At 30.4% G+C, this 13,782-nt stretch carries 29 protein-coding genes; 2 read left to right on the forward strand and 27 right to left on the reverse strand.

Translation table 11 applies throughout. The features are described 5' to 3' along the window. Positions 1 to 118 precede the first annotated feature (118 nt). The 15 genes from ACQKNX_RS07595 to ACQKNX_RS07665 form a co-directional block, all read right to left on the reverse strand. Positions 119 to 733, reverse strand: a complete 615-nt coding sequence (locus ACQKNX_RS07595) for a hypothetical protein (RefSeq protein ID WP_427428347.1) — start codon at positions 731 to 733, stop codon at positions 119 to 121. After that, positions 730 to 1,173, reverse strand: coding sequence for a hypothetical protein (locus tag ACQKNX_RS07600; protein WP_427428348.1), 444 nt, complete (start codon positions 1,171 to 1,173; stop codon positions 730 to 732). The genes ACQKNX_RS07595 and ACQKNX_RS07600 overlap by 4 nt, the downstream gene beginning before the upstream one ends. Before the next feature lie 26 nt (positions 1,174 to 1,199). Further along, on the reverse strand, positions 1,200 to 1,370 hold the full coding sequence (locus ACQKNX_RS07605) for a hypothetical protein (RefSeq protein ID WP_427428349.1): 171 nt from the start codon (positions 1,368 to 1,370) through the stop codon (positions 1,200 to 1,202). Between the two features lie 87 nt (positions 1,371 to 1,457). Continuing rightward, the gene (locus ACQKNX_RS07610; protein WP_427428350.1) at positions 1,458 to 2,021 is read right to left on the reverse strand and encodes a hypothetical protein; all 564 of its coding nucleotides are present in this window, start codon (positions 2,019 to 2,021) and stop codon (positions 1,458 to 1,460) included. 38 nt (positions 2,022 to 2,059) lie between these two features. After that, positions 2,060 to 2,467, reverse strand: coding sequence for a hypothetical protein (locus ACQKNX_RS07615; protein ID WP_427428351.1), 408 nt, complete (start codon positions 2,465 to 2,467; stop codon positions 2,060 to 2,062). Positions 2,468 to 2,779: 312 nt separating this feature from the next. After that, positions 2,780 to 3,004, reverse strand: a complete 225-nt coding sequence (locus ACQKNX_RS07620) for a hypothetical protein (RefSeq protein WP_427428352.1) — start codon at positions 3,002 to 3,004, stop codon at positions 2,780 to 2,782. Between the two features lie 69 nt (positions 3,005 to 3,073). Further along, positions 3,074 to 4,372, reverse strand: coding sequence for a hypothetical protein (locus tag ACQKNX_RS07625; protein ID WP_427428353.1), 1,299 nt, complete (start codon positions 4,370 to 4,372; stop codon positions 3,074 to 3,076). A gap of 30 nt (positions 4,373 to 4,402) precedes the next feature. After that, positions 4,403 to 4,981, reverse strand: coding sequence for a hypothetical protein (locus tag ACQKNX_RS07630; RefSeq protein ID WP_427428354.1), 579 nt, complete (start codon positions 4,979 to 4,981; stop codon positions 4,403 to 4,405). A gap of 33 nt (positions 4,982 to 5,014) precedes the next feature. Beyond that, the gene (locus ACQKNX_RS07635; protein WP_427428355.1) at positions 5,015 to 5,311 is read right to left on the reverse strand and encodes a hypothetical protein; all 297 of its coding nucleotides are present in this window, start codon (positions 5,309 to 5,311) and stop codon (positions 5,015 to 5,017) included. Positions 5,312 to 5,532: 221 nt separating this feature from the next. Continuing rightward, positions 5,533 to 5,697, reverse strand: a complete 165-nt coding sequence (locus ACQKNX_RS07640; protein ID WP_427428356.1) for a hypothetical protein — start codon at positions 5,695 to 5,697, stop codon at positions 5,533 to 5,535. Between the two features lie 333 nt (positions 5,698 to 6,030). Next, on the reverse strand, positions 6,031 to 6,522 hold the full coding sequence (locus ACQKNX_RS07645) for a hypothetical protein (RefSeq protein WP_427428357.1): 492 nt from the start codon (positions 6,520 to 6,522) through the stop codon (positions 6,031 to 6,033). Beyond that, the gene (locus ACQKNX_RS07650) at positions 6,506 to 6,700 is read right to left on the reverse strand and encodes a hypothetical protein (protein WP_427428358.1); all 195 of its coding nucleotides are present in this window, start codon (positions 6,698 to 6,700) and stop codon (positions 6,506 to 6,508) included. Before ACQKNX_RS07650 ends, ACQKNX_RS07645 begins: the two co-directional genes overlap by 17 nt. A gap of 1 nt (position 6,701) precedes the next feature. Next, entirely contained in the window at positions 6,702 to 6,965 is a 264-nt protein-coding gene (locus ACQKNX_RS07655; RefSeq protein WP_427428359.1) for a hypothetical protein, read from the reverse strand. Between the two features lie 40 nt (positions 6,966 to 7,005). Further along, on the reverse strand, positions 7,006 to 7,320 hold the full coding sequence (locus tag ACQKNX_RS07660) for a hypothetical protein (RefSeq protein ID WP_427428360.1): 315 nt from the start codon (positions 7,318 to 7,320) through the stop codon (positions 7,006 to 7,008). A 30-nt stretch (positions 7,321 to 7,350) separates the two neighbouring features. Beyond that, on the reverse strand, positions 7,351 to 7,593 hold the full coding sequence (locus ACQKNX_RS07665) for a hypothetical protein (protein WP_427428361.1): 243 nt from the start codon (positions 7,591 to 7,593) through the stop codon (positions 7,351 to 7,353). A gap of 90 nt (positions 7,594 to 7,683) precedes the next feature. On the opposite strand from ACQKNX_RS07665, the gene ACQKNX_RS07670 reads away from it, so the two are divergent. After that, complete coding sequence (locus tag ACQKNX_RS07670; protein WP_427428362.1) at positions 7,684 to 7,845, forward strand: hypothetical protein; 162 nt, start codon at positions 7,684 to 7,686, stop codon at positions 7,843 to 7,845. Between the two features lie 45 nt (positions 7,846 to 7,890). On the opposite strand, the gene ACQKNX_RS07675 is transcribed toward ACQKNX_RS07670, so the two are convergent. From ACQKNX_RS07675 to ACQKNX_RS07690, 4 genes are read right to left on the reverse strand one after another with little or no spacing between them, the layout of a single operon-like run. Next, complete coding sequence (locus ACQKNX_RS07675; protein ID WP_427428363.1) at positions 7,891 to 8,514, reverse strand: sigma-70 family RNA polymerase sigma factor; 624 nt, start codon at positions 8,512 to 8,514, stop codon at positions 7,891 to 7,893. A gap of 11 nt (positions 8,515 to 8,525) precedes the next feature. After that, entirely contained in the window at positions 8,526 to 8,783 is a 258-nt protein-coding gene (locus tag ACQKNX_RS07680) for a hypothetical protein (protein WP_427428364.1), read from the reverse strand. A 45-nt stretch (positions 8,784 to 8,828) separates the two neighbouring features. After that, positions 8,829 to 9,230, reverse strand: a complete 402-nt coding sequence (locus ACQKNX_RS07685) for a hypothetical protein (protein WP_427428365.1) — start codon at positions 9,228 to 9,230, stop codon at positions 8,829 to 8,831. 34 nt (positions 9,231 to 9,264) lie between these two features. Next, positions 9,265 to 9,720 (reverse strand): macro domain-containing protein, encoded by a 456-nt coding sequence (locus ACQKNX_RS07690; protein WP_427428366.1) that lies wholly within the window; start codon positions 9,718 to 9,720, stop codon positions 9,265 to 9,267. 132 nt (positions 9,721 to 9,852) lie between these two features. On the opposite strand from ACQKNX_RS07690, the gene ACQKNX_RS07695 reads away from it, so the two are divergent. Beyond that, positions 9,853 to 10,041, forward strand: coding sequence for a hypothetical protein (locus ACQKNX_RS07695; protein WP_427428367.1), 189 nt, complete (start codon positions 9,853 to 9,855; stop codon positions 10,039 to 10,041). 52 nt (positions 10,042 to 10,093) lie between these two features. Here the strand turns inward: ACQKNX_RS07695 and ACQKNX_RS07700 are convergent, their stop codons facing one another. The 8 genes from ACQKNX_RS07700 to ACQKNX_RS07735 all read right to left on the reverse strand — a co-directional run bounded on the left by ACQKNX_RS07700 (position 10,094) and on the right by ACQKNX_RS07735 (position 13,586). Then, positions 10,094 to 10,285, reverse strand: coding sequence for a hypothetical protein (locus tag ACQKNX_RS07700; protein ID WP_427428368.1), 192 nt, complete (start codon positions 10,283 to 10,285; stop codon positions 10,094 to 10,096). Between the two features lie 247 nt (positions 10,286 to 10,532). Next, positions 10,533 to 10,787, reverse strand: coding sequence for a hypothetical protein (locus ACQKNX_RS07705; protein WP_427428369.1), 255 nt, complete (start codon positions 10,785 to 10,787; stop codon positions 10,533 to 10,535). A 35-nt stretch (positions 10,788 to 10,822) separates the two neighbouring features. Beyond that, positions 10,823 to 11,515 (reverse strand): ribonuclease HI, encoded by a 693-nt coding sequence (gene rnhA, locus ACQKNX_RS07710; RefSeq protein ID WP_427428370.1) that lies wholly within the window; start codon positions 11,513 to 11,515, stop codon positions 10,823 to 10,825. 28 nt (positions 11,516 to 11,543) lie between these two features. Next, positions 11,544 to 11,816 carry a hypothetical protein gene (locus ACQKNX_RS07715; protein WP_427428371.1) on the reverse strand — a complete coding sequence of 91 codons (273 nt, stop codon included), beginning with the start codon at positions 11,814 to 11,816 and terminating at the stop codon, positions 11,544 to 11,546. A gap of 303 nt (positions 11,817 to 12,119) precedes the next feature. Next, on the reverse strand, positions 12,120 to 12,359 hold the full coding sequence (locus ACQKNX_RS07720) for a hypothetical protein (protein WP_427428372.1): 240 nt from the start codon (positions 12,357 to 12,359) through the stop codon (positions 12,120 to 12,122). A 20-nt stretch (positions 12,360 to 12,379) separates the two neighbouring features. Then, positions 12,380 to 12,769, reverse strand: a complete 390-nt coding sequence (locus ACQKNX_RS07725) for a reverse transcriptase-like protein (RefSeq protein WP_427428373.1) — start codon at positions 12,767 to 12,769, stop codon at positions 12,380 to 12,382. A gap of 42 nt (positions 12,770 to 12,811) precedes the next feature. After that, on the reverse strand, positions 12,812 to 13,042 hold the full coding sequence (locus ACQKNX_RS07730; protein ID WP_427428374.1) for a hypothetical protein: 231 nt from the start codon (positions 13,040 to 13,042) through the stop codon (positions 12,812 to 12,814). 94 nt (positions 13,043 to 13,136) lie between these two features. Then, positions 13,137 to 13,586, reverse strand: a complete 450-nt coding sequence (locus ACQKNX_RS07735) for a hypothetical protein (RefSeq protein ID WP_427428375.1) — start codon at positions 13,584 to 13,586, stop codon at positions 13,137 to 13,139. Positions 13,587 to 13,782 lie beyond the last annotated feature (196 nt).

Below are 13,782 nucleotides of genomic sequence, written 5' to 3' on the forward strand. Positions count from 1 at the left end.
CTTCAGAACATTCGTGTTTATTAATTTTATAATTCTATCTCTACTTATGTAAGTGTAATTAATGCTATCTACATTGTTCTAGGTTCGATAGTTCGTACTAACTAATTATGTATAGCTTTCAATAATTCAAACCTAATCCTTCACGCTTGAAATAATACTTACTTCTAGGATTCATCCAAGGAGGAGGCTTAACTTCCTTCCATTGTTCCATATTCATTATTCCATCTTTTACAACCTTAATAACTTGCTTTTCATGAGCTTTTAAACCTTTGTACTCATCACCTTGATCAATTGCTTTAGCTATTTCTGCTAGTATGAATGCGTCAGTGACATTATCGCTTGGATGCTTATAATCCCATCTTTTCTCAATAGGAGTTACCATTGTCTTCTTGGACGAATTACCGTTACCAGTAGCGAATTTCTTTAAGCTTTTTGGGCTTACATCATAGTAGTGGAATCCTGCTTTGTGCAGATGTTCTCTTATCACCCATCCCACACCATATTGATAATCGATTCCTTGTCCGACTGAATTATAACTAAAGTTTTCAATACAAACTATATCCGTTTCTATATTCAACTTTTTAATTATTTCTTCAGCTATATAAATCATTCTTTCTGGGTCTTTCCTATATGTATAGAATAAATCAGTTTCAACTATAATCTTACCTGTTTCATCTTGTATAAAGAATCCTGTCATACTAGAAGGATCAATTCCTACGTAGCGTTTGGTCAATCAGCATCACCATCACCATCTTTTACTTCGTCTTCGCTAATTTCGATACCTCTAACTACCTTCTTGCGTCCTCGACCACTCGTTGACTCTCCTAAATCAATTACTATTTTTTCTTTTATGTATTCATTCATTTCATTAGAAACCTTAACAATGTGATTACATGATTCCTTTAATGCTAAGATCAACTTGTCAATATCTGAAATATCCTTTGTAGTAAGTCCTTCTCTAAACTCTTCATCTAATAACCTATTCATTAAAGCTTTCCAACTGCTATAGTGTAACTCATTACCATAAGCATATTCATCAATTAGTGGAGCGTTCTTTCCTTTGCCTCCACGTTTCTGATATTTAAATGACAATGTTTTATTGTACCTATCAAAACTAAGTCTGTGCTTAGATGTGAGTTGTACTTGATTCTTTTCTAGCGGTGTTTCTACCATCAAATATACCACCTTTATGTATTTATTTAACCACTACTTACTAGTTGATTTCTCATGAAGTGTAATTCTAGAAGTAATTTATTTATTGTTTTACTACACCAGACCATATTTTCTCTTACGAATACATCTTGATCATTTAAGCAATCTAACTCACTTAATATTTCCTGCTCTTCTTCATAAGTCAACCTTTTACTCACCTTAACCCCTCCTCCTTTTAACTATATCCTTATTATAACATCCAAATTTATAATTTCAAGTATTTTTATGTATTTATTTAATTATTTTTAATCTAGCTGTGATTTAGCTTCCTCTAATGCTTTATGTAGATTTTCGATTTGATTTTCTAAATTACGTACATTATCTAATTTCCGCTTAAGCTGTAGTTCTTTTTCACTTTCAGTATTCCACTTATCTTCAAGTGTCCATAAATCACGTTCATAACCTTGGAATTCATGATTCATCACTTTTACTTCTTTAACGATAGAAACTTTAGGTAAATGTACATCACAATCAATTCCACAGCATTCTCTTAATAAGTTGAATCCTAGATCACTTGGTTCACATTTACAATAACTTCCCTGCATACAGCCGATATCTAACTCAATATTATAGGATATTGGATTATTCATTTCGTAAACCTCAATCCATCCATTTGAGTAAGGATCACGTTCATCCGGTTCATTATAATCTAAAGTAAAATTACTATTTTGATATGTAGTTAGAAATTCTTTCATTTCTGTATAATTTTCAAGCTGAAACAACGTTTCATAATACGGAATCAAAGTCTTCTTTAACTCTTTACCTTGCTTTAGTATATACTCCTTTAAATCCTCATAAAATTTATGCACAAAATCTCCCCCTATTTTTTATAAAATGTGATTATTAATTAATTTAATAAAGTCTTGATTTCATTAATTTGTTCAACTGATAACTCTTTAGTATATACGTCACCACTGTCTTCCCATATCGAAACGCTAATCTTATTATCAACTTTAAACAATACAATCTCCTTACCACTGGCTATCGGTACTTTAATCTCTTTATCAAATAGGACGCACTTATTGCCGTCATATAAGTCGATCAACCATTCGCTGAAACCTAATGCTAAGATGCAAAAAGTTTCTTCATCACCGTACTTATTAATGGTTTCGCTAGAGATTCCTACTTCATTTAAAATCTCATGATTCTCTTTATTATTTTCAACTAAGACATATGCTGAATCTCCACCACTTGACTCAATTACTTCCAAGCTATTTAACGCATTAATTACTTCCTTTTTATTTACTTTATTCATTTAATTTTTCCTCCTTCTTTAATTTAGGCTTATATACATCTGGTTGATTTTCTTTATACCAATTGATAAATTGCTTTTTAAATCTAACAAACTGAACAAAATAGATAACACCTTTAGTGCGCTTATATAATACATTGTTAAATAAAATGTATATTGGATAAAGCAATAAGCTGATTGCTACCAAACAACCTAGTACAATAATTAATACTGCCGATATGTATGAACAAATTGATAAAGTATTGACAACAAATTCATTCAACCTACATCACACACCCCTCTTTTTATAAAACTGAAATATTATTTAATATGTATTTATTGTTTTGAATCCCCTATAACTTTCCAATATCCACATACTACAGATTCATAAGGAATATAATCAATTCCTAAATCACTTTCATACTCAACTTTGAAACATGGACGCTCACCTAGTTCACTTGAAGGTGTACACATAACTACACTAACTACTCTTGGATTTTCTTGATTGTGCCTAAAACTATAATGGTGATTGGATTTTAAGTATACAGAACCAGTTTCCATGTTATTATTCCTCTTTTCTATATTTTGTTATTTTCCATTCTTATTCCTTTAATAAAAGCAGAATATTAATTAAAATGGGGCGTCTGAATTATCGTCAGAAGGTACGTAGCTTCCACCCAACCATTCTTTCCATTCTGACTCTGGTACTTCACGAATCACCTTACACTTAGTAGCATTAATGTTATGTAAATCATCCTCAATCACATCTAATCCATCAATCTCAACTTCAATTAATACTCTGCCGTTATTAGTGTAATATGTAGACTTATTTATGTAATCTTTGTGATTAAAGAACAATTTACCTCGACTACTATTCGAACCGTTAATATAATCAAATTCAGCTTTCACTTCTTCTCCCACTACATATTTAAATGATGAATTATGGAAGCTTTGAAGTGTTTCTCCTGATTTTTTAACGAACTTATAAAACTTCTTATCTTTATATATCTCTACACCATTAACCTCTACAGCTTCTTTATCTGAATAATATTGCCCTATTACTATTCCGTTGATAACTCGATATTTATTACCGTCTTTCAATGTGACAACTAAGTGTTCACCTTTATCTAATTCATCTAAAATATCGTCAATGACATATTCTATTGGCTGATATTCTTTAAAGTAACTGTCTGATTTAGTGAAATTGGCAATACGTTCAATTGCAACTTGTAAATCAAATTCCTCGTCTTTTACATCTTCGAATAGTCGATCATAAGATTCACCATACATACCACCTAACTGTTCTTTTAACTCATCGTAAGAATTAATATTCAATGTCATACAAGTCATTAGAATACGGAAATACTCAGCTTTCGAAATTGTATATCCTTTATTCTCATACTTTTGTGTACGAATGGCTGAAATCAACGGGTAGCTAGTATTTGAATTAAATCGTAAAATACGTTGGGAATTATGTTTTAGGAAGTCTGGATGTAAAATGAATTCTTCAATTTCAAAATCATAAGCACCCATGCAAACTGTAAAATCGTATGTATTAAAAATATCTTCTACTTTCTCATATGTACGGTAATGAATAATCTGAACTAAAATTTCAGTACCTTTCGTAAGGAATTGTGTTGCTTTACTTGTATGTGATACTACGTGATTTCCTGATAAAGTTTGGTCTGCAAATAAGTAAAGTGAACCATAGTCACGGAAATATACATCTACATCATTAATTTCTTTGTTAGTGAATAAACTTGAAATCATACCGCCTGCAATAATTGCTTTAGACTGCTTTAATGAATTGTAAATATCCTTACCTAAATATGCCTTCAGTTTATTCTTCTCAAAAGTTAAATCGAATTGATTTCCTAAAATATCTTTTTTAATTTTACTGTATTGTTCCTCTATTAATGTGAATTGCATTTATCATCTTCCCCTTTTTTATGTAATTTATTACTTAATTGGACTAAAATCATTAACGCCATCTAACTTATTGAACTCTTCAATTACCGTTTCTACTTGCTTTTTGAACTTTTCTGGGAAGCGATCATCTCTACCGTAATTCTTATTTAGATACTTATTATAACTTTCTACTTTTTTATAATAATTAGCTTCTGTAAAAATACGATTCCCAAACTTGTCCCCACCTAATAACCTAACTATCAATCTAGTATGTTTATTTTCATTTTCTTTGCTATACACATATGCATATTCATGAAATGAGTTATCTTTATCTATAGAACATTTAATTGGTAATGCATATAGAACATTATCAACGTATTTAAACTTACAATCTTCTCCGAGACCATTCATAAATTCTGGAATAATTACTTTCACTCCATCAATTATCTTTGTTTCTAGTCGATTTTTGTTACGTTCATCATACTCCTCATTCCAAATTTTGCTTCTCACAGCTCCTACTAATTTCGATATTTCATTATGTAAATATTTATCTTCTTCACTTATAGTACTATATGTATCACAAAACACTTTAATATTGGTTAGTTGCTCTTTCAAATATTCTGTATTCACTCATTTACTCCTTTCATAAAAGAAAAATATTATTTAATCTTCAATTTCCCGAATTAAATGAGGTTGTACTCTTGACTTAGGCAATCGCAACATCGTTACTAATCCAAAATCATCTAACGCACTGTCTCCTTTGATCGCATCCTCTGGAATCCACACTTCCATTTTAATACGATGATACCCTTTATATTTACCTGACTTGCTTGGTGCATGTACTGAACAACTTCCTGACATCGGTGCTATGACTAACATGCTATCTGGTTTACTGGATTTAATTTGTTTTGCTACTTTTCCAACGGTATCCTCTGTTACATCAAAAATTACTCTTTGCATATTTTAATATCTCCTTTTTATGTATTTTCAATAAAACGTGTATTTTATTTAATTAAAATTATGTATTTTTATTTATTAATCACTAATTCATATCCAAACCATCTGAAAATGTAACAGTGTTTAGTGTTTTCTAGTCTAGGTGTACAATTAAATAGAAGTCCTTTTAATTTCAACTTTTCACCCCATTTTTAATAAAACCAAACTATTATTGAACTAACTTCTTACCATGTCTTAGGTTGTAAGGCAATATTGAACAGTTTAATACATAAATCAAAAGCTTCTAATTTTGCTTCATGCCATTCTCGAATCTCTATATTATGTGCTTCATTGTTTGCTATGTAATGTGAGTTCCAATATGCTTCGCTAAACTTATCGTTATTACTCATTTAACAATCTCCTTTTATATTCCAATTAATTATCTTCGTAGTAGAAATCCCATTTTACACCGTGATCCTTATACTTAAATCCTCGATTCCCGAATACTACATTCCCGTATTGATCAATTCCTGCTCTATCAACATACCTTGCTCCGAAGTCAATTACAGTACTTGCTTCAGGATGCTAATCTCCCTCACTTATAAGAATTTTATTTTCATCTAGTGCGATAATTTTTGTTCCTTTAGGCACTTTCTTAGGTTTGACTGGTCTAGAAGATTTAATAGTAAAGTTTGGTTTATCCATACTTATCTCACTTCCTTTAAATGATATCGTACTATTATTTAATACCAACTTGGTACTTCATCTTGATCCATTAAATATTTCCTGTTGTGTTTTAATGACTTAATTTTTTGTTCATAATCAAAGATTTCATTATCAATCACTTCAATCAATTTATTCTTGCTTTTCTTAGCATGTTTCATCTTAAGATGTTTAGGATATCTCCATCCTCCTGAATCTATTGCTATTGAGAATACATCTCCCTTTTCATAGCTATTTTTAGCACTTTCACTAATGTAAATCACTTCATCTTTATCAAATACAAGAGTGAAGATACTGAAATTATCATCTGTCAGTTTTATGTATAAACTGTCTTGACCTCTCCAATATGTATCCCTCATGTAGTATCCATCCTTGGTTTTAATGACTTCAAAAGTCCAATTACAACAGTGGTATAAATCATCCTCAAACAGCTTACCTCTACACTTCTTATTGGGTTTACATTTATATATTGCATTAAGATTTAATTTGTTGATATTACGTTGCGAAAGCATTTAAATCCTCCTCTATATATAAATCAGTTATCAAAGCGACTAAAACTCCAATTAAGCTAATTAAATTTATAAATATTACTGCTTCGATACTTTCATATTTCACTAAATACCAAAACCATGACCAGAAAAGTAAACTACTACTGACTAATGAAATATTCCTGACTGCAAACTCCTTCATGTTAAACTTCCTCCATTACTAATTTATATTTTGACTGAGGATAATGTATGTAAAGTCCTTCTTCTAATTCTAATTGTAAGCATTCCTTAGCACGATTTATTGACTCATAAAAGTTAGCTACAAAGCGTTCTCCATCAAGTCCATGTAAATAAAATCTATTTTCAAGATTTTTAATTAGAATTAGGTAGTCCTTACTTCTCTTTGAATAGAAAATATCTCCTAACTCAATGATACTTGCCTCTACTTTGTTGACCTCTATATTCATCCTCTACCTCCCATTATATTCATTTCATAATAGTGAATTATTATTTAATTAATTGTTCTTTAATGCTACTAATAACTTTCTGATTGTCTTCTAAGTAACTGAATAAATGATTGATATCTCCGTAGCCATCCTCGTTAAAAGCATTCTTAATTGGGTTTATTCTTGCCACCTCGATATACCCGTTTGCATCATTAAAATACATGATCACTTTAATGAACTTCTTACCGTTTTTTCGCTCACATAGTATGTATTCAAAATCTTTTGGAGCAATCACATGACTAAATAAACGACCACGAATTACGTCATTTGTATCAATCGATGTAATGGTTGAACCGTTTTCAAATTTTATTTCCACTAAATCACTCCTTTCAATAATACTTATTTTTTATTTAATTTCCTTTATAACTCCTAAACTTCTGCCTGCAAAATCAAATGAACTAACTCCTCCACATTCAGATAGTACATATTCTTTTTCACCTTCTACGTATGTCATTACCCAACATATTTCATAAATACCTCTTCTGTCTTTATGTACTCTAATTGGTAGCTCATCTAAATTAATGGCACCAAAATCCTCTACATCAACTAATTTCGATGTTACCTTTGATCTGTAATAAGGATTTATCATTCACATTCACTCCCTAATCGTTTTATTTGAAAATGACCAATGTAAAATGCTAACATTACTGTGATATAAGTAGTAAAGGATTGATTATGTATGACTGAAAAACCCAACGTTAATACAGTTAACTGTGATGAGCATCTTGCATTGAAAAAACTTCTTGATAATATTTCTGATGATGAATTGGAGATTGCGAAGAAATACATTGAAGCATTGGCACTTCTTAATAAAAAAGCTGAAACTAAACCTAAAGGATGATTTCATCCTTTTTTTGTATCAATAATATAATTCTTTTATGAATTACTAGGAGACTATTTCTCCACTGCTGTAATGATAAATGTATTCACGTACATGCTCCCTAAACATAGTCATTGTATAATGAACTGTTCTTGAGCTAATTCCAATTAAAGGAGCTACTTCATTTGTAGTTGTTTCCCTGAATAACAATGGAATCAAGTATGGATGATACTTTTCAATTACCCATGTTTTTGCGTATTCAATTGCATTATGTAAGTAGGTATAATCTTCTATATGTAAGACATCACTATCTGAGGCGTTTAAGATATCAATCAACTTACTGCCTTCTTCATTTACTTGTTCATTCAAAGAAGAAAATTTATATTTAGAAGGATTTCTTTTTCCTCTGGACGCTGTATTTATACTCTTCAAAATTTCTTTCACCATAATCGAATAACAGTATGTAGAAAATTTACAGTTCTTGGATGTGTCAAATGTCTTAGTTGCCCTAGAAAAAGCAAGGTTGCAGTCACTTGATACATCATCATTGTTGATCAATTTGGCATTTTTAAATTTGTTAATTACATCAATAATTAGTCCTCTGTTTCTCATGTAAAGCTCTTCAAAAGCTAATTCATTAGATTCACTTTGATATAATTTTACTAATTGCTCATTATTTAATTTTTCCATTCATGTAACCTCTAATATGTACTTTTCTCTTTATTATTAAGTAACCTACCATTCTTTGGTACTGTTACGCTCATTACACCGTCTACTTCTAACAATCTGTCTTTGCTGTATACAGTGTCTATAAATAATACATTTATTACTGGTGATTTATATGTAATAGAGCCTAATTCTGATAAAGATACTAGTGTACTACTGTCTTTATATGTAACTACAAACTGATGTGATTTCGTTCTACTGTAATTAATTTCTTCTATCCAATTTCTTGACATCTCATTCACCTCATTTATATATATTTAAATAAAAAATCGTATTATTTAAAAATTAATATTTACTCCATCAATTTTCTTTCCTAATATCTCAAGCGCTTCACACATCCCAAATACATATCCCTGATGATATCTCAAGTTATAATTATTATTTTCCTTTACATATTTCAAATGTTTTTCACTATGTTCTTTACACAATTCTTTAATTTTTTCTTCTGAAGTATATTCAATTTCATACCCGTAATAAAATGCATTGCAGAAATCTATAAATTTCAATTCATGTACATACTGTAAATCTCTAAACTCATGAAACTCCTCTCTATTCCACCAATCTGTAGCTATACTAAATAGTTCATCTATATCAGTTATATTGAATTTTTCTTTTTGCATCTTCTTGAAATTATCAATGGCAATTCCAACTTCTTTACTTACTCTAGTTTTTACTATCATAATTTTCATTCCCCTTTTTTATAAAAACATCCTATTATGAAAACTCATATAATGTAACTTCATATTCTTCAAAGACAGAATCAATTATTTTATAAACGATGTTCCAATTACCCCCTGCTAATCCACATCCAATTCGATAAGGTAAAGCTACAGATAGATTATTTTCTTTTGCGTATTTACAAACCTTCTTAAGCCCCTCCTTTAACTTCTTATAATCTGTCTTTCGTTCATTTCTACCAACATCTAATTGACTGAAGATATTGGCGATAATCTTGCCATTTGAATTGTGAGCCATATACACATGTCCCATTAAATCTTCTCTGTTATCCGTATGTTCATCACAAATCTTTTTATATTCAAAAAATGTTTCACTGTATTTACTTTTGATTTGTTTAGCTAAACCTGCACCCATAACCCCAAGACAATTTACTTGATGACCGATTATTTCTTTATCGGTATTTAAAATGTCACCTTTTACAATGTTGATCATTATTACATCTCCCTTAATAAAATGTAGTTATTACTTAATTTCCTCAAAATGTGCAGTAATAAAAATGGTTTAAATACCCACTACATGTTAACCTTAAAGTGTAATTATATTTACATAAATTGGAGGTATGAAATGTCTGGTAATTTACGTTTCTATACGAGAATTGTTTCAACAATTTTATTTATCAACCTTGTTTTCATGAATTTTTTAGGGTATTGGACAGCAGACAGATTCGTTCAAATATTTTTTTTCTTTAGTATGATTATCGCTGTTTTCAGTGTGGGTATGGAAACAGAAAAAAAACTTAAAAACAGAAGCTGATTGGAATACTCTAATCGGCTTTTTTACTGCACAATTTCTTTCTATTATATATTTACCATTCGCATTTCCAGTTATTTTCATTAATCGTTTCAGCTTGATTTTCGACATTGTACCATTCGTTTGCTATCTCTAAATTTAATGCTCCCATTTCCTGATAACCAATTTCCATTTGCTTGATCATTGCTTCTCTAAGCTTATCCTGTACTCTGGTATCCTCATTAAGTTGTTTTATTTCTTCAAACATTTCAACATCCCCATTTCATTATTATGTAATTATTTAACTAATCAATTGACTTTGGCTACATAACAACTTTAAATAATGTGAAAGTTCAATATTTACTATTATTTCTTCGATAGGTTCATATTAAACTATCTAGCAAATAATTACAAGTATTTTATGTAATTGTTTTATTAATTTTTAGTGTAGGGATAATTAATACCCACTCTACTTCATATAACCCTTTGTTTATGTATTTTATAATATTCCACAATTATTTAGTTTTATCTATTGGGAAAGCAAAACTTTGACAAGGAATCTCATTAAATCTGTCAATAATCTTCATTAGTTCTTCGTTATCTTTATCAATACCAAGATTAATACTGCCGACTTCTATCTCATACGAAATAATACAGTGTTTATCAGTATCTAAATCAGTTGTTAGAGCTTGTCCTTCAAACTCAACGTCCCCAGTAATACTATTTATAATCTTCACATCTGCAACATTGCTAATACCAAATTCTTTCAAATTAACTATCTCCTTCTATGATAAAGTGGCTTTATTTAAAACGCTTCGCTGTACTTTTCACGTACTTTATCAGCACCTACTTGAACCTCTAACCCTTTTAAGATCTCATTAATTGTTTCTACTTGCCAATATACTGATACACTTGAATCATTATCTTTCATGTGTTGTTCGTACATGATTTCAAGATTATCAATTTGAAGCTTCAGTTTATCCCATAACGAAATAACTTTGACTTCTTCTTTTACATCTTCTTGATGAGTCACTTCTTTTAACTTTCCGTTACGTGCTAAGTCAACGCCTTTGTTCGCTAAATCATCAGCTAATTCATTTAATTCCACACCATTATGACCTTTAACTTTAATGAATTGAATATCATTGAATGTATTTCTAAGTTTGTCTAATTCGATCCACAGCTCTTTATTCTCGACTGGCTTCTTACTAGCATTCTTCCAACCGTTTTTCTTCCATCCATGAATCCATGATGAAATGCCTTGAATTACATAATTGCTATCTGAATACAATTCAACTGGAATATCCTTTTGATTTAAAGCTTTAAGCCCTTCAATAGCTCCTTGTAATTCCATTTTATTATTTGTTGTATTGACTACTCCGCCAAACAACTCTTTTGTGTTTTTACCTTGACGTAATACTACTCCCCAACCACCAAAGTTAGTTTCATTTTGATTACCAGAACATGCTCCATCAGTATAAATAATTATTTTCCCCATAATTTATATTCCACCTTTTGTGTATTTATCATTTTACGTATTTCTTTTGAGCAGACTTTCCACGTTTAGTATTTTTAGCAGACTTAATATCCTTACTCCTACTGCCATATGGTGTACGATCTGGATTGCCCAAATAGCCAAAACGTTTACGTTTAAAATCCAACTTTTCTGCTACACCGATTATTTTGTCAAACTTAAGCTTGTCCTTCGCATACTGTAAAGCAGATTCTTTACAAGTTGTCTTTACATTCATGTTATATTCTTCACCATTTAATTCTATCGAAACTATGTATTGATTCATTATGTACTCTCCAATTATGTATTATATTTTTGATAATTACTTCATTATTATGACTCAGCTAATCAGATATGCATTACTAAATTTAATTAAAATCTATACATTATGTATTTATTATCTTATTATGCATCTTAATACTTAACCTCCTTTACTGTTCCTTCTCTCAACATAACTTTTGTATAGCAAATTGAATCGCAATATAAATTAAAGTCATCAATCAGGTATTCGTCTTCAGTTGTAAATACATTCAGACATTCTTTATTAGCGCACTTTCCAACAGTCACTAATTGATCATATGCTACTTCTTTATTCAGTTTCTTCACCCTCTCCTACCTTGTCATTTTCTTGTAGTGGGTTATATTCTCGTTGTAATCGAAAATACTCAAATCCTGCTCCAACTTTTATGTCTACCATTTGTTTAATGAACCAATCACACCTAGCCTTCCATGATATCATCGAATCATCACTTTCAAACATAATTCCAGTGTTATGCTCAATTATTAAATCATTAAATGTGTTACTTAAATTGTCCATTTCTGCACTCATATCCTCCTCCCCCCATCCATTTAAATTACTCTACGTAATTTAGTTTGCATCATTTTTCTACACTCAGTATCAGCTTTCTTAATTCGAAAATGAGTGCGACGTTTCCATTGAATTTTAGAATTTGTAACCTTCAGCAAGTGGGCTATGTAACGATAATCTTCATTTTTAAATCTTCCATTCTTAACTCCAAAAACTGTTACGAGTGAATCCGTATATACTGTTACGTTGTCCCATCCTTTCTTCATCACCATTTGCAACGCTTTTATAATGGTGGTAGCCTCAGCTTTAGTTGATTTGTCATCAATACCTATAAAAGTACGTCTCTTAATTTGTTTATTTCCTTTCATAACGTAGTAATGATGTGTAGATATACCATTCTTATAGCTACTGTCAGAATAAATTTTAATCATATGTATTACCCTCTTTTCATCTTAAATATCTTTCATATGTATTTAATTTCTTAAATTATAGGTACTCCAATTTACCTTTGAATTGTTTATCATTTCAACCATACTTTCTATCCACTCTTGTGCGGAGGCTTTGTCTTTATGCACCATGTCAAATACCCAACCATCTTCATCTCTTATTACTTTATAGCCCTCACTCCACTTGTCCTGCTTTATAAAGAAACCCATATCTTCATAGCATCTTTCATCATATTTTCTAATATTAAAAACCTCCATTATGTATTTACTATATTATACGTTTTTATGTAGGTGCGACATTAGTTTCGTCTAATACCACACCTAGATAATTTCCTCCATTTGCTCCCCAACCTTAAGTTATCTTACGGAGTACCTGATATTCAGGATAATTATTTTCTAAGTACAGCTTTAATTCTGAAACATTTGTGACACCTTCCGTTTCAATTGTCAACGAATTGTCACTGTTGTAAAGAAAAGAGAATTTTGGCGTAAGGATAATTGTAAAAATCCCCTTACCTTTAATTCGTAATAAGTCATTAATACGAAATGCCTTGTTTAATGAAGGATAATACTGTATTTCTGATTTTTTATTCAGCACCGAAATTTCCTCATCATCTTCATTGTAAACTAATATTTCTGTAATTGTTGAATCAACACATTCAACGACTAATTTTTTACCCTTCTCTGTTATGATATGTAAACCATCATGAGCAATCATCCCATCGTAGAAGTTTATTAGCTCCTCTGGAGATCTATCATTTACGATTAATTTAGCTTCAAGTGTTACTAAAGTATTTGCCATACTCTAAATTTCCCCCTTTGCTTGCCTATTTAATTAAAACTATAGTACCAATGTTTATTGCTATATTACAATTCTACCAATATTGTACATCGATGTCAACAAGAATAACCAAACGTTTGTTCTTGTTTTTTGGTATTTATTAAGAACAATTAATTTTGCAATTAATAGATTAATTATTTTAATAGGTCTTAGTAAA

The sequence above is a fragment of the Lysinibacillus sp. NPDC093712 genome, from assembly GCF_050280025.1.
Taxonomy (GTDB): domain Bacteria; phylum Bacillota; class Bacilli; order Bacillales_A; family Planococcaceae; genus Lysinibacillus.